This window comes from Eubacterium pyruvativorans (assembly GCF_900102225.1).
Lineage (GTDB): Bacteria > Bacillota > Clostridia > Peptostreptococcales > Anaerovoracaceae > Aminicella > Aminicella pyruvativorans.
Genome location: NZ_FNBF01000032.1, coordinates 1 through 19,199, shown reverse-complemented (window position 1 = coordinate 19,199; position 19,199 = coordinate 1). Strand labels below are relative to the sequence as shown.

The following is a 19,199-nucleotide window of genomic DNA, read 5'->3' as shown; positions in this document are numbered from 1 at the left end:
CATGACGGGACAGCCGGTCGTCGGAAGGTGCGATTCTTCAAAAAAACTCATTTTCGCACCCCCCAATCCCGGTTTCCGCTGTAATATGGGGGCAGACACGAAGCGGCAGGTGCGGAATCCACAAAAATGCCCGATTCGCACCCGAATTGCCCGGAAGACGAATTTCCAATCGGAACAACCCAACCCGAAACCGCATGTTCATGCTTATATCTGGATAACTATCCACTCGCAGGGCTGCGAGAGCGTTCTTAAGCAGGCGTGCGCCGGTACTCCCAACAGAGCCGGGTCATTAATTGCCCATCCTCCGTTCCCTCCAACATGCGAAAAATCCACTAACCGCCCATTCCGCACCCGCTGGCTGGCTCCCCATATATTAACCGGGATTTTCTTTTGTTTTCGCACCCTCTCTGCCGCAAATTAAATGCGGAATTGGCAAAAATGCCGATTCCGCACCTTTCATCAGTATGCATGGGCCAAATTGTATACAATCCAGCCTGCCGACCGCCTGCTCCGCCCGCCGACCGCCTGCTCCGCCCGCCGACCGATGCTGCTTCGCCGACCGATGCTGCTTCGTCGACCGATGCTGCTTCGTCGACCGATGCTGCTCCGCCCGCCGACCGATGCTGCTTCGTCGACCGCCAGCTGCTGCCCACCGCCCTCACGGCAGCAGCTGGCAGACGATGATGCCGGCGATGAGGCCCACCAGCACGCCGGCAATTATTTCCGGAAGCGTATGTCCCATTTTTTCTTCCAGGGGTTTCTCCAGCAGCGGCTCACGGTCCGCTGCCGTCGTTTCCCTTTCACGCCGCTCCCGATCCAGCAGGTTCAGCGCTCTGGCCTCTCTGCCGGTTTCATACCGGACCCCCATGGCGTCATACATGACAATGATCGCGAAGAACAGGGAAATGGCGAAAGCGAAACTGCCGCCGCCGTACGTGATGGCGGCGCCGGTAGTAAGTCCCACCACGGTGGCGGAATGGGCGCTGGGCATGCCGCCGCCTCCTTTCAGCCGCTTCAGCGAGAAATCCCCCTTCAGAATTTCTCCCAGGATTTTCAGAAACTGGGCACAGAACCAGCCTGCCGCCGCAGAGACCAGCACCGGGTTCGTCGCCATGTCGATCAGAAACTTCATTATAACCTCGCAATCATATCATCCAAATACCGGAAATAGGCCCGGTACCTGGAACAGGCTGATTCTTTTTCGGAGAAAGACTGAAGCGCATCCGGCCAGTCTGGCTCGTCGTGCCCCATGGCCGGCTCCCGGCGCAATTCATACTGCCGGTCCCACATCTCGGACTCGAAGATCCATACCGGTTCCTCGTCCGGCACGGACAGTTTCAGTTCCGCTTCCGCCATGTGCATGCCGGCGCCGGTGTCATCCCCCTTCACCTTTGCCTCGGAAATCCACTCCGGCCTGAGCGGCAGTTCCTCCTCCACATCTGCTTTCTGTGGTTTCTCCTCCGGCAGATCCAGATCATTCACATTCTTCCCGACGTAAGGCGCTGCCAGCTTGGCCGCTGCATACCGGACATCCTCTTCCTGATGATACCGGCGGTTGGCAAAAAGCAAAAAGGATACCGCTCCATGAAGCGCATCCGGCAGTTCCTCCGGCAGGGCGCCGTCTTCCGAATACAGAAATGACCATGTCGATGCGTCGCACATTTCGTCGTAGGCATCCAGATCCATGTCGTCCATGAGCCGGGAGAACCAGCTCTGTTCCGTCACGTAAAAACGGCAGTAGGATTCAATCTGATACAAGGTCATATATGTGTGCTGATCCGGCACGTCCGTGGTCATTGCCAGTTCCAGCACCCGGTTGCCGCTGCTTCTGCCGGCTCCGGTGCTTTCCACTCCCCAGTTCAGATCTTCGACAAAAAAATTCATACTACTCTCCCTCCCGCCGGCCCCGCCCGAGGCGGGTCCGGCAATCCGTCTGATGCCCTATTATACCACATACCCGAGCTGCGGGAGAACCGCCCTCGCCCCCGGGAGCAGTTGAAATATCCCTTCCCTGCATATATAATGTAGCAGTCTGTTCATCTATGAAAACGAAAGAAGGAATACAGAATGAAACTGCGGAAGAAACACAAGATCATCCTGACCGGCGGCATCATCTGCGGTCTGCTGACGCCGCTGGCGATTCTCCATGGCGACTGGCTTTATATTGCCATGTGCATCAGCCTTTGTCTCGGCTCCATTTTCTATGTGAAGGGTGACCGGATCGATGACGCCCGGATTGCAAAGTATGAGCGGGAGCTGGCGGAGCAGAAAGCCGCCGAGGCGAAACACATCGATACGGAGGAGACGAAAGAGGACTAAATAAAAAAAGAATAATTTTTTAGCACTCACATGTTTAGAGTGCTAACACCCGGGTAGATATAAAGTGTCCGAAGGAAAGGACAGGAAAGAACGGCAGCCAGCGAAATACCGACTGACGGAGTGAAATGATAGATTCACAAGGAGGTTGATTTCATGTTTATGCCAACATTATTCAGAAGAAACAATGACATCTTTGATCCGTTCGATGACTTCTTTGATTTCGGTTTTGATCACAGACAGAGCGGTCTGATGAAGAGCGACGTGAAGGAAACGGATAACGGTTATGAACTGATGATGGATCTGCCTGGTGCTACGAAGGATGATGTGAAGATTCAGCTGAAGGACGGTGTCCTGAATGTGGAAGCGACTGCGAAGAAGTCCAATGAAGAGAAGGACGAGAACGGCAAGTACCTGCGGAAGGAGCGTTTCGAAGGCAGCTGCAGCAGAAGCTTCTATGTCGGTGATGACGTGAAGGAAGACGACATCAAGGCGAAATTCGAGAACGGCGTACTGACCGTGGATTTCCCGAAGGTACAGCCGAAGGAGGAAATTCCGGAGACGAAATACATTCAGATCGAAGGCTAATGCCCGTTCGAAGCTGATGACCATTGGAAGGCTGAAGCGGCCGCCCTGTCACGGGGCGGCCGCTTTTTTTTCATTACTGCAGATGGTTGATCTGCTGCAGTTCGATGCACCGGTCGGCGCACCCGGCAACGTAAGAGGAATGGGTGACGATGATGACGCACTTCCCGGAATCTGCCAGGCGCCGGAAGATTTCCATGATCTCTTTCTGTGTGTGTTCATCCAGATTTCCGGTGGGTTCATCAACCAGGATGCATTCCGGGTTGTAGGAGAGGGCCCGGGCGATGGCCACCCGTTGCTGCTGGCCGCCGGAAAGTTTCAGAACCCGCCGGTCAGCCTCCTCCTGTCCGAGGCCCACCTCACGAAGACACCCGTACGCCCGGGAATAGAGCTCTTTCGGATCCGCCTTCTGACCGGCGCTGCGCAGGGACAGTTCCAGGGACAGTTCCACATTTTCGGCGGCAGTCAGCTTCGTGAGCAGATTGAAATTCTGGAAGATCACGCCGATGTCCCGGCTGCGGTAAATGTACTTGTCCCGGGCGGTCAGGTCTTCGCCCCGGCAGAGAATCCTGCCTTCTGACGGTTCCGCCAGGCCGGACATCACCGAAAGCAGTGTTGTCTTTCCGGACCCTGACTTTCCCACAATCCCGTATATTTTCCCCGGTTCAAATGAATAATTGATCTGACGGAGAACCGGTTTGTCTCCATATCGAAACCCTATATTTTCCAGTTTCAGGATTTTTTCCATATTCCACCTTCCTGTTTCATTCCATGCCGCAAATCCCGCTCGGACAGGATCTCCAGCGGTTCATAACGCATGATCGCCGTGACGGACACCGCACCGGCGGCCAGGGCCAGCAGGACGCAGCACCCGAGCAGCTCCAGCAGAACTGCCCCATTGACAGAAGCTGATGCGGTCAGTGCATCCGCTGCCGAGGAAGTACCCTGCGCATTCAGGAGCTGCTTCGTTACCGGCTTGGAAACGGCCGCCCCGGCAGCACCGCCGATGATGGCACCGGCGAGGGAGAGAATCAGAATTTCCGTGAGAAACAGTGCGGCGACCTGCTTTTTCTTCATGCCGATGGCGGTCAGAACACCGATTTCATATTTCCGCTCCCTGGTGCTGAAAATGTTCATGATGACCAGAATGGCCGCGCCCACCAGCAGGATGACGATCAGGAAGCAGCCGGCGAATTTCGCCAGATTTTTCAGCGGCCGGGCGCTCTGCTCATAACTGGAAATATCTGCGGAAGTCACCTGATACTTGGTGGAAAGCCCCAGCTGTTTCACTTCTTTCTTGAATTGTTTGTACTTTCCCAGGGTTCCGACCACGTAGGTCCCGTTCAGGCGTCCAGAGATGGCTGAAGTGCTCTCGCTGTTCTTCTTTCCAGAAGCCGTTACGATCTGATTCAGCGTTTCGTAACTGGTATAGATGTTGTTCGCCGGGTCGGAAGCGTTCGGTCCTGCCTGCCCTGCCTGGGCGGAGCTCTGGGAATCCTTGTAGATCCCCACGATCTTCAGTTTGTAGGTTTCCTTGGAATTGTTCGGGTTGCTGACCTTGATCGAGTCCCCGACGGAGAGATCGTTGTACTTGGCCAGCTCGCTGCTGATGACACAGACCATGCTGTCCGTCCCTTCCGCAAACATTTTTCCCTTCGAAATCTTCTTCGTCCCGCCAGTGAAGTCCGTCATCGCCTCATCGGAGGAATAGCCGGTAATAGTGAATGATCCGCTGTTCATGGAAGGCAGTTTCCCCCCGGGCCCGATGCCTGCTTCATGGCTCTGCTGCGGTTCTGCGTAATCTGCGCTGTGATGTTGAGTTTGGACAAAGCCGCATCCCGGGAATCGCTCGACGCCTGGCGGATGTACAGGCCGATAGAGATCGAAAATGCGATGATGGTGATGAGAATGCCAATCAGAACACTCTGGCCTTTCGAACGCCGGATGTTCCGCACGGCATTTCGGATAATAAACATAATGAAAATACCTCCTTCTGCTGCATGATACCGAAAGAAAACAGATGTCCGCTCCGCCCGGTGGGTGAATCCTGCCCGCCGGGCCGGAGCTTGGCTTCAGGGTTATTCTAACCGCCGGATATGCAGACAAAATGTTCGGAATCGGAAGTTTTTTCGTCGTTTTGTTGGAAAATTCTTGTGAACAATGTGTACGGCACATGAAGAGCAGCCCACTTCACGGGCAATAATTGTGGTATGATGAAGGAAGTTCGAAAAGGAGGTGGATCCGATGATCCCGAAACAAGATTCCAGCCGCGTGCTGATGGTCGTGTCCATATTTTCTATCATCGTGGTGGCGGCGGCGCTGTTCATCGCCTTCGGTCCGTCCGCCGGCCGGAATTTCAACCCCGGAGACGCCGTACAGGAAAACACACTGAAGCCCCGTCATCTCCGTCAGGATGAGAAACAGCTGGCCGGCCTGCTTCTGGCTGACAGCCATAATCAGCCGGTTCTGGCATCCTATCGGGCAGACCGGAAATTTCACAGACTGGCGTTCGGCTATGAGAAATACAGTCACGGCCGCAGGATCACCGGCACCGGCGGCGAAACCACAACACCTCTGGACAGCCAGAACCGCACCGGTGCGCTGGCCGTCCACACAAACAGCGGCGCCTTCACCTACTCTGTCAGCGGCAGCCGGGATGCATTCACCTCCTTCCGCAGTACAGGAAAAGGGCGGAGTCTGACCCCTTCCCGGGGGGAAGTCCTCCGTCATATGGACTTCTCGTCAGCGCAGCGAATCCGGAAGGGAAAGAAGATCTATCTCAGAACCGTCTTCCTGGCCTCGTCCAATGTTGACGTGCCTTCGGATCCGGAGGTCATTACCTCCCACCCGGAACTGACGAAGAAATGCAGCGTCTGTTATCTCTTCTACGTGAAATTTGAATAGCATTCCGTACAATTGTGCAGGACGGCTCTTCGGAGCCGTCTTTTTTCATCTCCAGCACATACACACCAATTATTTTTCGTTTCTTGTACGATAAGCACAAAAAATTCGTTGACATTTCCCCTCAAGCGAATAAAATGTGAATAACTCATAAATTTACTAACCCGCTATGTTTATACGTTATTATCAAGTCCGTTTTCGTACACGAAAAATTTAGAGGTGATTATTGTGAGTAAAAAGGAACATCAGACCTCACTGAAGAAGGACCAGCTGGGATTCTTCGAGGTCGTCGCACTATCCGTTGCCATTATCGCACCAACCTTTGCATCGTCCATGAACTTCGGCATGATGGTTTCATCTGCCGGCACGGCGATCGGGTTCGTCTTCATTTTGTCCGTCCTGATGCTGCTGTGCGTGGCATTCAGTTTCGTGAAGTTCGGTCAGCGCTTCGCATCCGCCGGCTCGGCCTACGCCTATGTGAAAGCGGGGCTCGGTGACAACGTGGGCACCGTCAGCGGCTGGGGACTGCTTCTGGCGTACTTCACGTTCACCAGCGGCTGCTCCGCGGCATTCGGCTACCTGCTCTCCGCATTCATTCAGGAGATTTCCGGGGTACAGGTTCCGTGGATCATTTTCACCGTTCTGGGCATCGTCGCAATCTGGCTGATCACATATTATGATATTCAGCTGAGCACCCGCATCATGCTTTTCATCGAGCTGGCATCCATCGCTCTCCTGGTCATCGTGGCACTCTTCGTGCTGGCGAAGGTATCCGGTACCTCCGGCATTTCGTTCCGGCCATTTGCGCTCCGGGGCGCAGTGCTTCCGGACGGCAGCAAAGTCACCGCAGCCGGCATCGGCGGCGCCATCGTTCCGGCGGTGCTGTGCTTCGGAGGATTTGAAGGCGCTGCCTCCCTGGGTGAAGAATCCCGGAACCCGAAAAAATACATCCCTCTGGCGATTCTGAGCACGGTTATTTTCGCCGGTCTGATCTTCATCGTGATGGCCTGGGCGGAAATGAATGGATTCGGCATCACCAAGGCTGGTCTCACCCGGTTCACCCAGGCGGGCTCCTCTGTGGTGGAACTCTCTTCCGAATACACCAACCCGGCCATCACGCTGCTGGTCACGCTGGCCATTGCGGTCTCTGCCTTCTCCACAGCACTGGGCTCCATGACCGCATCCACCCGTATGCTGTATGACCTGAGCAAAGAAGGAAAAGTTCCGGCGGTGTTCTCCCATGTTCACCCGAAGCACAACACGCCGTACACTTCCGACCACACCATCTTCGTACTGGCTCTGATCCCGCCAATCGCCATGTATGCCGCTTCCGCCGGAAAAACCTCCGGCACTGACGTGTTCGGCACCGTCGCCACGGTGGGTATCCTGGGACTGATCCTCACCTATGCGCTGACCTGCCTCAGCTCCGTGGTATACTTCACGAGAGTGAGAGAGGGAAAGAGAGAATGGACATGGCAGGCGATTTTCCCGATCATCGCCATCGGCGTCATGGCTTACTGCTTCTACGGAAACCTGGTGGGCAACTCCCTGGCTGTGATCACCTTCGCCATCATGATCATCGGTTTCATCATCACGAAGGTATATCAGGCGAGAACCGCCCGCAGCACTGCCGGGGCACAGAGCCGCATCGCATGACAAAAAACAACGGAATAACCGCTCTGCTGACCTGCAGTAAACCTATCGAAACGCTTGCATAGCAGCAGTCAAATAATAGCCAAGTAATAACCAACGAATAACGAACGAAAGACGGCAAACGGGAATATTTTTACTCACCTTCCCCGCCGTCTTTTTCTATTTCGTTCTGTAATTGATTGAATTTTCGGTGATACAGAAAATAATCCCCTCACTGCGGCAAAAATAATGTGATTTCCGCTTGATTTCAATCTCTGAAGCGGTATAATAGGGCTCGTATTGACACATTCATGTATACATTATACCCCGATGGCATCAGAGCCCATTGAGGCATAGATTTTTTCCCCGATTCGGATCACACCACCCCGGATCACCTGAAGGAGGCAGTCAGATGAAAACATTCGAGTACACATGCAAAGCCACGCTGGGTCTTCACGCTCGTCCGAGTGCAATTCTCGCTCTGGAGTGCAATGCGATGAAGAGCAGTGTCATGGTAGAAAGCAACGGCAAGACAGCAAACGGCACCAACGCTCTGGAACTGATCGCACTGCGTGCGGGCAAGGGTGATGTGCTGAAGATCACCGTGGACGGAGAAGGTGACACGGAACAGGCGGATTACGAAAAGCTGCAGGATGTCTTCGCTCACATCATTCCGGAAGACAACAACCTGAACATTATGAACGTTGCGTTCTTCGGCACGAAGGATTATGACAAGATTTACTTCGATGAACTGTCCAAGGACCTCGGTGACGGCGCTTACAATGCAGAGCTCACCTATTTCAACAGCAGACTGACCTCCGAAACGGTTCACCTTTCCGAAGGATTCGACGCCGTCTGCATCTTCGTCAACGATGAAGCACCGCGGGACGTGGTGGAACAGCTGGCCAAGAACGGTGTCCGTCTGATCCTGCTGCGCTGCGCCGGCTTCAACAATGTTGACCTGGACGCTGCGAAGGAATGCGGCATCACTGTTCTCCGTGTACCGGCATACTCCCCGTACGCTGTTGCAGAACACGCCATGGCAATTCTGCAGGCGGCCAACCGTCGTCTGCACAAGGCATACAACAAGGTAAAGGACAACAACTTCGCACTGAACGGCCTTCTGGGCACGGACCTGCACAACAAGGTTGCCGGCATCGTGACCACCGGCCGGATCGGCGAGTGCATGGCCAGAATCTGCAAAGGTTACGGCATGACGGTCATCGCATGGGACAAGTTCCCGAAGAAGTCCCTGGAAGAAGAAGGCCTGCTGACCTACGTTTCCAAGGAAGAGCTCTTCCAGAAGGCTGACCTGATCTCCCTGCACGGACCGCTGATCACCGGCGAAGGCGGCACCTTCCACCTGATCGATGCGAAGGCGATCTCCATGATGAAGGACGACGTCATGCTGGTCAACACAGCCCGGGGCGGCTTCATCGACACAGAAGCACTGATCGCTTCCCTGAAGACCGGCAAGTTCCACGCTGTTGCCCTGGACGTATATGAAGGACAGGACGAAGTTGTCTACACAGACCACTCCGACGATGTTCTGAGCAACGATGTGGTTGCCCGTCTCACATCCTTCCCGCAGGTCTTCGTCACATCCCACCAGGCCTTCTTCACCAGAGAGGCTCTGCAGGCCATTGCTGCGGACACCATGGAGAATGCGAGAAACTTCCAGCAGGGAATGCCTTACGGCGTTGCAGAAGTGGTCGATCCGCGCAAATAAGAGCGGACGCTCATTTCGAATATCCGAAGATAACCACCATCCCTTTTGAAAACGAGGCTGCTCCCCGGACGATGTTAATCCGGGGAGCGGCCTCGTTTCGTGTGCCGGCAGTATCGTAACGAAAGACCGGACGGCCGCCGCTTGGTGCGGCAGCCCCTGGCCATCTGTGGTCATGCGATGGGCGGTTGCCGTGCGGGTGCGATTTCAGAGAAAACCTCGTTTTCGCACTTTGATTTCTCCGGTTGGCGCTGATCGGGAAGGCGACCGGAATGGGCGGGTGCGATTTCAAGGAAAACCTCATTTTCGCACCTTCCGTATCCGCCTCGAATTGGATAATCAGGGACATTTCCCTGTGGGGTGCATCATTATACAAAGCTTCTTGATAATATACGTGCGACTGAGGGATTGCTCTGATCCCGGGAGACGACCATTCGATATTCTCAGCCTGATTGAATAGATATTCCACGAACAGTATTTTCTTCCAAATCCTTTGGGTGCGAAAATGCTAATTTCGTTTCATCTCGCACCTGCAATCGGGCATGATATAGATTAATCGGGATTTTCTTTCGTTTCCGCACCCTCCAAACACGTAATACAATGCGATTTCAAGGAAAACCTCGTTTTCGCACCTTCCAGCAATATACAATCACGATTCCTATACATAACTACCTTTTACAGCCATTCACCAGTATTCAAATCGCAATTTGTATACAATCCTTTCCCGACCAATTTTTCCAGCTCCCCCCTCCCAACAAATCCCTCCCGACCAATTTTCTCCCGGTCAGTCCTCACCCGGCCGCAGCAAAGCCCCGACGCAGCCGGCAGCAGCTTAGTGTGGCGGCCTCACAACGGAAAAAAGCCCGCAGCGGGGCTCTGCAGGAGCCTCTCTGCGGGCAGGACCGGCCGGTTCGGCATGCTTGCTGCCGTCAGATCCGACCGGAAGTTCTGTCAGAATTTCTGTTCAGAAATCTTAGCATTTCTCTACGATGACAGCTGTTCCCATGCCGCCGCCGATGCACAGTGTGGCCAGGCCCTTCTTCGCATCGCCGTGAAGCATTTCGTAAATCAGCGTGATCAGGATACGGCAGCCGGAAGCGCCGATCGGGTGACCCAGTGCGATCGCACCGCCGTTGATGTTCAACTTCTCCGGATCGAATCCCAGATCCTTGCCGACTGCAACGGACTGAGCCGCAAATGCCTCATTTGCCTCGTACAGGTCCAGGTCAGCGATCGTCAGACCCGCCTTTTCCAGCGCCTTCTTCGTCGCCGGTACCGGACCCACACCCATGATAGAAGGATCCACACCGCCGGAAGCGTAGGACAGGATCTTCACCAGCGGCTTCAGACCCAGTTCTTCCGCCTTCTCTGCGGACATAACCACGACTGCTGCACCACTGTCATTGATGCCGGATGCATTTCCTGCTGTCACAACACCGCCGTCCTTCTTGAATGCCGGCTTCAGCTTCGCCAGTGCTTCCTTCGTCTGGCCGAACCGAGGATGTTCATCCGTGTCGAAGATCTTCGGATCGCCCTTCCGCTGCGGAATCTCCACCGGAACGATCTCGTCCTTGAACACACCATTCTTGATCGCCTTCTCCGCCTTCAGCTGGGACTGCAGTGCGAAGTCATCCAGTTCTTCTCTGGTGAGGCCCCACTGTTCCGCAACATTTTCTGCGGTGATGCCCATGTGGTAGTTGTTGAACACATCCCAGAGTCCGTCGTTTACCATCAGGTCCACCATCTTCGTGTCGAACATTCTGGCTCCCCAGCGGGCCTTCGGCACAACGTAAGGCGCCGCGGACATGTTCTCCGCTCCGCCGGCAACGATGATATCTGCATCGCCGGCCTTGATGATCTGTGCCGCCAGCTCCACGGCCCGGAGACCGGATCCACAGACCTTATTAATCGTCATGGCCGGCACTTCCACCGGAAGCCCTGCATCCAGAGACATCTGGCGGGCCACATTCTGGCCCAGGCCGCCCTGGAGCACATCACCCATGATGACTTCGTCCACCTGCTCCGGCTTCACACCGGCTCTCTTCAGTGCTTCCCGGATACATACCGCACCCAGCGTTCTGGCCGGTACATCCTTCAGAGAACCACCGAAGGTTCCGATTGCGGTTCTGGCTGCTCCTACGATAACAACGTCTTTCATAATTCGTTCCTCCAAATCTGGTTTTTTTATCTCAGAAGCCGCCGGTGCGGCTTCGCGTCGATGAGGTAGCGGATTGTTTGTTAATTTATTGTCATTATACAGGAGCCGACGGAATATTGCAACCATTTTACTGCAATTATGGATCTGGCTGCATTACGGATCTGGCTGTGAGATGAATCTGGCTGCATTACGGATCCGGTTGTGAGATGAATCCGGCTGCATTACGGATCCGGCTGTGAGAGGAATCCGGCTTCAAAATGTCATCCCCGGGAATTTCCGGTCAGTGCATCAAAACCAGATTCCCCGCGGCCGGATCTTCTGTTCTTCCGCCGCCCGGTTCAGCTGATCCCGGAATGTCGGGTGGGCGATGGAGATCAGCAGCTTCGCCCGCTCCCAGGTGGCACGGCCGGCCAGGTTCACACATCCGTACTCTGTCACCACGTAGTACGCCTGGCTCCGGGGATCTGTGACAATGTCGCCGTTGAAATGAGGCACGATGTTGGAATGCCGGACCCCGTTACGGTCCACGAAGGACGAACGCATGCAGATGAAGCCTTTGCCTCCCCTGGACCGGGCCGCCCCGGTCAGGTAATCCAGCTGGCCGCCGGTTCCGCTGATCTGCCGGAGTCCCGCACTCTCGGCGCAGATCTGCCCGTACAGGTCCACTGCGATGCAGCTGTTGATGGAGATCATGTTGTCGTTTTGGGCAATCACCGCCGGATCATTCACATAGGAAAGAGGGGCTGCTGCGACGGACGGGTTGTCACTGACCCAGTCGTACAGATCCCGGGAGCCGAAGACGATGCCGGTGAGCCCCTTTCCCGGCCAGAGATTCTTCCGGGCATTGGTCAGCTTGCCGGCCCGGTACAGCCGGTAGTAGGCGTCACCGCAGAGTTCGGTATGCATACCCAGATCCCGGATGTCAGAATCCGCCAGCATGGATCCTACTACATTCGGCATGGAACCGATACCCAGCTGCAGGGTTGCGCCGCTGGGAATCTGCGGAACCAGCAGCGCCGCAATGGCCCGGTCCTCTTCATCCGGCTCTGCCACCGGGAATTCCGGCAGCGGACCGTGTTCCCCTTCCACCACATAATCCACATCGGAAATGTGGATACATTCGCCGAACCCGCCCTGAATCCGGGGCAGGTGCTCGTTGACCTCCAGGATGATGATGTCGGCTTTGTCCAGAATGTCCTTCGCCACACCGGTGGCGCAGGAGAAATTGAAGTACCCGTGCCGGTCCATCGGCGGCACACACATCATGGCCACATTGACATCCAGGAACTTCCGGTAGTACCAGCCCAGGTTCCGGAAAACCATGGGGATGTAGTTACAAAGCCCCTTGTCGCAGAGTTTCCGCTCATAGCCGGAGCAGTGCCATGTGTTATAGATGAAGTGTTTCCGCTCCGGATCGCATTCCGCCACCCGGATCGGCCCGAAGCACAGGTTGCCCCGGAACTTCACGTTCTCCAGCTCATCCCGCCGCGCCGCCAGCGCCTCGTCCAGAAGTGTGGGGAAACAGATGTTGGTGGTGTAATCCACCCAGTCGCCGCTTTTCACCGCTTTCACTGCCTCTTCCGGGCTGCGCAGCTTCGCCCGGTATTCATCATATACGGACATGTTCTCACCTCATTCTAAACCGGGGCGCCGAGGCGCCCCGCTGTGCTTCTTCCCTGATGCCTTCTATGCCTGTGCCTTCTCCTTCGCCGCTGCCCGGCCGGCCCGGAATGCCTTCCGGTTCAGTTCCCGGAACTTCTCCGGCACGGTCTCCGCCACAACCTCTTCCCAGTCGATCTCCGGCGTTCCCAGCACATCGCAGCATGCGCCGAACTGCACCACATTCATGCATTTCGGATTCCCCAGCTCCGCTGCGATCTCCTCCGCATTGAGAACGATGGTGGCGAATTCTTTTTGCATCGCCTCAACGCACCCGGCAGGGTATTCCTCCAGACCCGAAGCTGTGGTCAGGGTATCCATGGCATAGTCGTTGATCACCGCAATTCCTGTAGGCTTCAGGAACGGCGCATACCGCACGGCTTCCATCCGCTCCAGGGCGATCAGGATATCCGCCTCCCCCTCACCGAACACCGGCCCGTACACCCGGCTGCCCCAGCGCACCTGGGTGGATACACTGCCGCCCCGCTGGGCCATTCCGTGAATCTCGCTCTGCTTCACGTCGTAGCCGGCCCGGATCAGACCGTTTGTCATGATTTTTGAAATCAGAATCGTGCCCTGTCCGCCCACACCGGCCAGGATTACATTCTTCGTATCGCTCATCTTTCTCCCCCTGTTCCAAACCTGTTCCTATTTCTCCACTGTGCCGATCGCATCGAACGGACAGATCTGTGCGCAGACCGTACAGCCGGCGCAGGTCACTTCGTCAATCACCGCCTTGCCCTCGTGAATCGCAATAGCCGGGCATCCTGCTTTCAGACAGGAACGGCAGCTTCTGCATTTCTCCGGGTCCACCCGGCAGACCGTCTCCGGCTTCGGCGACCGCTTCATGAGCAGGCACGGTCTTCTGGTGATGATGGCGGCCGGCACTTCCGACGCCAGCGCATCGTCCACCGCCTTCTGCATCGCCGTCAGATCCTGAGGATCCACCACAATGATCTTTTCGAATCCGTACGCTTCCAGCACCTTCTCGATGGAAATGGCCCTGGCCGGATCCCCCTCCAGGTTATAGCCGCTGCCCGGGTTCTCCTGGTGTCCGGTCATCCCCGTGATCCGGTTATCCAGGATGCACGGAATCATCTTCCCTTTGTTATAAATGATCTCCGCCGCACCGGTCATGCCGCTGTGGAAGAACGTGGAATCACCCACCACGCCGAAAACCTTCTTCGCAGTGACCCCTTCCTGCTCAAATGACTTGGACATGCCCATGCCCACGGACAGCCCGCCGCCCATGCAGACCGCCGTGTCCATGCAGCCCAGCGGCGGTGCGGCGCCCAGAGTATAGCAGCCAATGTCCCCGGTGACCACATAGTTCGGATTTTTCGACAGAGTGTAGAAGAACCCCCGGTGCGGGCATCCAGGACAAAGGGCAGCCGGACGGGCGGCCGCCGCTGCCTCCGGCACTTTCGTCTCCGGTTTCTCCCCGAAGATGCGCTCCCGGAGGAGCGCAGTATTAAATTCAAACATGCGGCCGGTCCGTTCCTTCCCGCAGCACGAAATGCCGGCAGCCCGGATCTGATCTTCCAGAAACGGTTCCAGCTCCTCCACCACGAACACTTCCTCCACCTGCTCTGCGAATTTCCGGATCAGGTCCATGGGCAGCGGGAAGGTCAGCCCCAGTTTCAGGAACGATGTATCCTCCGGGAACACTTCCTTCGCATATTCATAGGACACGCCGGAAGTGATGACGCCGATCTTCTTCCCCTTCATTTCCATCCGGTTCAGCCCGCAGGTATTGCCGTACTCCGCCAGTTTCCGGAGCCGCTCCTCTACCTTCGGGTGGTTCTTCCGGGCATTCGCCGGCACACAGACGTACTTCCGGATATTCCGGTGATATTCCGGCGCCTCGTGCTCTGTCCGCTCACCGAATTCCACCAGACTCTTGGAATGGTTGATCCGGGTCGTGGTGCGGAACAGCACCGGTGTGTCGAACTGCTCGGAGATTTCATAGGCGGCCCGGATGAAATCCTTGCACTCCTGACTGTCGGACGGCTCCACCAGGGCGATCTTCGCCGCTCTGGCATAGTAACGGTTGTCCTGTTCGTTCTGGGAAGAATGCATGCTCGGATCGTCTGCAGTCAGAATGACGAATCCCCCCGTCACCCCCATATACCCGGCGGTGAACATCGGATCTGCCGCCACATTCAGACCCACCATCTTCATGGCACAGAAAGACCGGGATCCGGCAATGGCTGCGCCGTAGGCCATCTCCACAGCCACCTTCTCGTTCGGCGCCCATTCCGCATAGATCTCGTCCCTGTATTTCGCCACATTCTCCAGAATTTCCGTACTTGGTGTCCCCGGGTATGCGGAGCAGACTTTCACGCCGGCCTCGTAGATGCCTCTGGCCACCGCTTCGTTTCCGGAAAGCAGTTGTTTCATGATATTCCCTCCTGCCCAATTTCTCTGTCTCTTGATCTTGTTTCGTTTTTTCGATTTGTTTTCTTTTTCTCTATTTCAATGAATGATTCACTGAATAATTCAATTATTCATCTTTTTCCCGGCGCTGTCAACCGGATGCGGGATAACATTCGGAAGATTAACGCAAAAAAATAAAACGCCGGCGGGGATCGCCATCAATCAGCGATCCCTGCCGGCACATTTCCGCCGATCCCCCGCAGATAGGCGGCGGCCAGCGCCCGCCCGTCCTCTGCCAGATCATATGACCCTTCACAGATTTTCCATTCCAGCAGCTCCCCCCGGTGAATCGTCACCAGTTTCGCCCGGATCTCCGCCGGATCCCGGTCCCCGGGCAGCGAGCCCTCTTCCTGACAAGCCTCAATCAGCGCCCGGAGCAGCCGGAAATAGGTGCGCTGCTCCTTGATCTTCAGGATTCCCTGCTGAGGATATTTCATGCTGTGAATGAAGGTGGTGTACAAAACCGCTTCTCTGGAACTGATCAGAAGCGACTGTCCCACGAAATCCAGCAGTTTCTCCATGGCCGTAGCGGCGCCGTCCTGCCGGTACGCCGCCTCCAGTTCATCGTAGGCTGCGTCCACGTGATCCGTCAGCTGGATGGCCAGCTCGTCCTTGCTGCGGAAATAGTTGTAGATATTCCCGACAGAACAGCCGGAGGCTTCGGCGATCTCCGCCATGGAGACGTTGTCGAACCCCTCCCGGTCGAAGAGATCCAGTGCGGCATTCTGTATTTTCGCCCGCATTTCCATCGCCTGTTTCTTCCTCGCTGTCATTCTCGGCATGATCAACCCTCCTGATCTGTGCATTCACCGGCCCCCGGTACGGCTGGCACTTTTCTCTTCATTGAACAGCACCTATTGTACCATCAAATCTCCCCGGCGCACCATCGCAGATGCAGAAAACCCGGGCGCCTCTTCATTGACATTTTTTTCTGAATATATTATAATCTCTGTGTTAGACTGCGGTTTAGACCTTGCTCGGCATCCGGCGGAGAGCGCACTATCCTGCCGTCCTTCCACAAAGAAAATGCCAGGCAGATCGATCGCACAACTCGGTATTTTTTTGTCGATATACAACAGGAGGCATCACCATGCAGACAAATGAACCGAAAATCCTGGCATACATGCAGGAACACCAGCTGGACGCATTCTTCGTATCCAGCCCGACGAACATCCGCTACATCAGCGGTTTCACCGCCAGCGACGGCGCCCAGTGGCTTCTGTTCACGAAGAACGGAAAGAAATTCTTCATCACCGATCTGCGCTACACAGAGGATGCGGCACTGGAGTGCCCGGACTATGAAGTCGTGATCTGGCGGCTGCCGGGGAAAGTGGTAGCCAACAGCGTCCAGGATCTTCTGAAGAAGGAAAACTGCAAAAACGTGGGATTCGAAGCCGATGACTTCTCCTACGAGTTCTTCCTGGATTTTGATAAATTCGTGGAAGCGGAGAAGGTCCCGACCTACAGCGTGATTTCCGACATGCGCATCGTGAAGAATGCGGAAGAAATCGCCTATCAGCGGCAGGCCTGCGAAATATCCTGCCGGGCGCTGGAGATGCTGCTGCCGGAGATCCAGCCGGGCGTCACCGAGAAGGAACTGGCCGCAAAACTCTCCCTCTACATGGTCATGAACGGCGCCGACACCATGCCGTACGGAAACATCCTGATTTCCGGAGCCCGTACTTCCCTGCTCCACGGCGTGCCCTCCGAGAAAGCCGTAGCGTACGGTGACTTCGTTCTGATGGATTTCGGCTGCCAGGTTCACGGATACATGTCCGACATGACCCGGACCGTGGTGGTGGGCAAGGCCACCTCCGAACAGCGGGAAGTCTATGACCTGGTGCAGAAGATGTTCGATGCGTGCAACAAGATCACCAAGGCCGGCACAGTGGGCCACGACATTTACCAGGCCCAGATGGACGTACTGGAAGGCACGAAATACAAAGGCTACGAATACAACAACATCGGCCACGGCATCGGCCTCTTCGTCCACGAAGGCCCGTTCAACTCCGTCACAGACTACACCCCGTTCCCGGTGGGCCACGTGCGCACCATCGAACCGGGCCTCTACATCCCGGGCTGGGGCGGCGTCCGCATCGAAGACCAGATCCTCATCACCGAGGACGGTTTCGAGAACATGACTGAAGATTTCACCCACGACCTGATCGAGCTGTAGGGTGCGGCGAGGGTGCGGAATCGCATTTTTTTCGGTTTTCGCACCTTCTTTCGCCCGATTCAACCGGAAATTCAGGACGACACGATTCAGGCGGGTGCGGAAACACAAAAAACCTCATTTCCGCACTTTGCCGTCCGGGTACCCGTTAGCTGCATCATAATTATTTTACTCAAGCCGCACGCATCATATACATTCACCGGCTTTTCCGACAACTCGCCTGCCATGCTGCCGGTTTCTCCGGAGTGGGCGATCGGCAACCGGGTTATTTTTTGTCGAACTGTCCCATGATGTATGCAATCCGGCCGCCAGGCCAGGTGCGAAAAAACGGCTTTCTATTAGAATCGCACCCACGGAGGCGGGCGAAATAATTTACTCAAGATTTTCTTTTGATTTCGCACCCTCGAAGCCGTATTCCACCTGCGAAAATGGAGGAAATGGCCGAATCCGCACTTTCCAAGCCGATCATGGACAGCGGGGCTGCATGACCAGACGATGGTTTCTTCCATCCGGTCAGCAGCCCCGCTGTTTCATTTCCTAAATACGATTAACTCGTTCGCTATCTGTGAATTACTTTCCTTCCCCTCTGCGTTTTCTTCTCAGCAAACGCAGCAGGATCAGTGCCGCAGCAGCCGATGCAAATCCGCCTGCATAGAGCGGAAGTTCCGTATCATCCCCGGTCCTTGGATGCTGTCCGTCTGTCTTCACGACAGAAGTCGGCTTGGCAGCATCGTTCGGTTTCGCCGGTTCGACCGGTTTGCCCGGGCCGTTCGGTTTCGTCGGCTTATCTGGTTTCGTTGGCTTGTCCGGCTTCGACGGCTTGTTCGGCTTATCCGGTTTCGACGGATCAACTGGATTGTCCGCCGTTTTCCACTGTGCATACAGGGTTACATTGGACTGAATCCGGAAGGTATCTCCGGCCTGATAGGTTGTACCAGATCCGTCTTTTTCTGTGTTCCATCCATCGAATATAGCATTGCTGATTGCAGAAACCGTATTCTCTTCGTCAGCATACTTGCCGTTTTTCGGAACGGAGTAGGTAAACATGTTCGGAAGCACAACTACCGTTGCGTCACCCATATACGGGTTCTTCGGATCCGAGTAGATCCTGTCTCCCGATGCCGTTATTCCTCCGTTTCCGTTATACGTTAACGTGTACTGGACCGCCGGAGTAGGATCATTCGGATATATCTTTCTCGTGATCGTCAGCGTACCCGGCGTTTTCGTGATGTTGTAGTTCTTCGTGACATCTGCATTCCCGGCCATGACCTTCGCATCACCTGTGAATTTTCCTTCATAGGTTCCGGCATCGGTTCCGGTTGCAGCGTACGTGATTCCCTTGAGTTCATGTCCGCTGATCAGTCCGTCTGTCTTGATGCCGTCCAGCGTATGCGGATTTCCGTCATACGTTATGGTGCCGCTTTCGCCGGTCAGGGTGAGGGCCTTCGGATTGATCTTCAGGCTTCCGTCTTCCACCACGACATTAATCTTCTCGTAGTTTCCGCTCGTGACGTCGAAATCATCCGCCTTGAGATTCATCCGGTATGTCCCTGCATCCGTTCCGGATGCTTCCGCTGTCTTTCCGGACTTCAGTTCCACGCGGATATCCTTCG

At 55.5% G+C, this 19,199-nt stretch carries 16 protein-coding genes and 1 pseudogene; 6 read left to right on the top strand and 11 right to left on the bottom strand.

From position 1 onward, the window contains the following. Positions 1 to 658 precede the first annotated feature (658 nt). Complete coding sequence (locus BLQ24_RS09055) at positions 659 to 1,132, bottom strand: divergent PAP2 family protein (protein ID WP_242869629.1); 474 nt, start codon at positions 1,130 to 1,132, stop codon at positions 659 to 661. Continuing rightward, positions 1,132 to 1,884 (bottom strand): hypothetical protein, encoded by a 753-nt coding sequence (locus tag BLQ24_RS09050; RefSeq protein ID WP_090164635.1) that lies wholly within the window; start codon positions 1,882 to 1,884, stop codon positions 1,132 to 1,134. The genes BLQ24_RS09055 and BLQ24_RS09050 overlap by 1 nt, the downstream gene beginning before the upstream one ends. Before the next feature lie 183 nt (positions 1,885 to 2,067). Between BLQ24_RS09050 and BLQ24_RS09045 the strand changes: the two genes are divergently transcribed. Continuing rightward, positions 2,068 to 2,319: a hypothetical protein gene (locus BLQ24_RS09045; RefSeq protein ID WP_090164634.1), complete on the top strand. Its 252-nt coding sequence runs from the start codon at positions 2,068 to 2,070 to the stop codon at positions 2,317 to 2,319. A gap of 159 nt (positions 2,320 to 2,478) precedes the next feature. Beyond that, entirely contained in the window at positions 2,479 to 2,904 is a 426-nt protein-coding gene (locus tag BLQ24_RS09040) for an Hsp20/alpha crystallin family protein (protein ID WP_336433282.1), read from the top strand. Between the two features lie 73 nt (positions 2,905 to 2,977). Here BLQ24_RS09040 and BLQ24_RS09035 read toward each other — a convergent pair whose 3' ends face one another. Genes BLQ24_RS09035 through BLQ24_RS10165 form a run of 3 tightly spaced genes read right to left on the bottom strand, consistent with a single transcriptional unit; the run spans position 2,978 to position 4,877 of the window. Further along, a complete protein-coding gene (locus tag BLQ24_RS09035; protein ID WP_090164632.1) occupies positions 2,978 to 3,649 on the bottom strand; it encodes an ABC transporter ATP-binding protein in 672 nt (223 codons plus the stop codon). Next, positions 3,634 to 4,641 carry an ABC transporter permease gene (locus BLQ24_RS09030; RefSeq protein WP_173328111.1) on the bottom strand — a complete coding sequence of 336 codons (1,008 nt, stop codon included), beginning with the start codon at positions 4,639 to 4,641 and terminating at the stop codon, positions 3,634 to 3,636. Before BLQ24_RS09030 ends, BLQ24_RS09035 begins: the two co-directional genes overlap by 16 nt. Then, the gene (locus tag BLQ24_RS10165) at positions 4,638 to 4,877 is read right to left on the bottom strand and encodes a transporter (RefSeq protein ID WP_173328110.1); all 240 of its coding nucleotides are present in this window, start codon (positions 4,875 to 4,877) and stop codon (positions 4,638 to 4,640) included. The genes BLQ24_RS09030 and BLQ24_RS10165 overlap by 4 nt, the downstream gene beginning before the upstream one ends. Positions 4,878 to 5,145: 268 nt before the next feature. Here BLQ24_RS10165 and BLQ24_RS09025 point away from each other — a divergent pair, with 268 nt between their 5' ends. The 3 genes from BLQ24_RS09025 (at position 5,146) to BLQ24_RS09015 (ending at position 9,163) form a co-directional block, all read left to right on the top strand. Continuing rightward, positions 5,146 to 5,805, top strand: a complete 660-nt coding sequence (locus tag BLQ24_RS09025; RefSeq protein WP_090164630.1) for a hypothetical protein — start codon at positions 5,146 to 5,148, stop codon at positions 5,803 to 5,805. Between the two features lie 225 nt (positions 5,806 to 6,030). Then, a complete protein-coding gene (locus BLQ24_RS09020) occupies positions 6,031 to 7,458 on the top strand; it encodes an APC family permease (RefSeq protein WP_173558353.1) in 1,428 nt (475 codons plus the stop codon). Positions 7,459 to 7,846: 388 nt separating this feature from the next. After that, on the top strand, positions 7,847 to 9,163 hold the full coding sequence (locus BLQ24_RS09015; RefSeq protein ID WP_090164628.1) for a fused HPr family phosphocarrier protein/2-hydroxyacid dehydrogenase: 1,317 nt from the start codon (positions 7,847 to 7,849) through the stop codon (positions 9,161 to 9,163). Between the two features lie 970 nt (positions 9,164 to 10,133). Here the strand turns inward: BLQ24_RS09015 and BLQ24_RS09005 are convergent. From BLQ24_RS09005 to BLQ24_RS08985, 5 genes are all read right to left on the bottom strand, one after another. Continuing rightward, positions 10,134 to 11,318 carry an acetyl-CoA C-acetyltransferase gene (locus tag BLQ24_RS09005; protein ID WP_090164626.1) on the bottom strand — a complete coding sequence of 395 codons (1,185 nt, stop codon included), beginning with the start codon at positions 11,316 to 11,318 and terminating at the stop codon, positions 10,134 to 10,136. A gap of 288 nt (positions 11,319 to 11,606) precedes the next feature. Then, complete coding sequence (locus BLQ24_RS09000; RefSeq protein ID WP_090164625.1) at positions 11,607 to 12,941, bottom strand: acetyl-CoA hydrolase/transferase family protein; 1,335 nt, start codon at positions 12,939 to 12,941, stop codon at positions 11,607 to 11,609. A gap of 63 nt (positions 12,942 to 13,004) precedes the next feature. Then, positions 13,005 to 13,598, bottom strand: a complete 594-nt coding sequence (locus tag BLQ24_RS08995; protein ID WP_090164624.1) for an indolepyruvate oxidoreductase subunit beta — start codon at positions 13,596 to 13,598, stop codon at positions 13,005 to 13,007. 27 nt (positions 13,599 to 13,625) lie between these two features. Then, complete coding sequence (iorA, locus tag BLQ24_RS08990; protein WP_090164623.1) at positions 13,626 to 15,377, bottom strand: indolepyruvate ferredoxin oxidoreductase subunit alpha; 1,752 nt, start codon at positions 15,375 to 15,377, stop codon at positions 13,626 to 13,628. Positions 15,378 to 15,571: 194 nt separating this feature from the next. After that, entirely contained in the window at positions 15,572 to 16,195 is a 624-nt protein-coding gene (locus BLQ24_RS08985) for a TetR/AcrR family transcriptional regulator (RefSeq protein WP_173328104.1), read from the bottom strand. A 308-nt stretch (positions 16,196 to 16,503) separates the two neighbouring features. On the opposite strand from BLQ24_RS08985, the gene BLQ24_RS08980 reads away from it, so the two are divergent. Beyond that, the gene (locus BLQ24_RS08980) at positions 16,504 to 17,589 is read left to right on the top strand and encodes a M24 family metallopeptidase (protein ID WP_090164621.1); all 1,086 of its coding nucleotides are present in this window, start codon (positions 16,504 to 16,506) and stop codon (positions 17,587 to 17,589) included. A gap of 567 nt (positions 17,590 to 18,156) precedes the next feature. Here BLQ24_RS08980 and BLQ24_RS08975 read toward each other — a convergent pair. Further along, positions 18,157 to 19,199: pseudogene (locus tag BLQ24_RS08975) on the bottom strand (InlB B-repeat-containing protein); the annotation flags it as partial.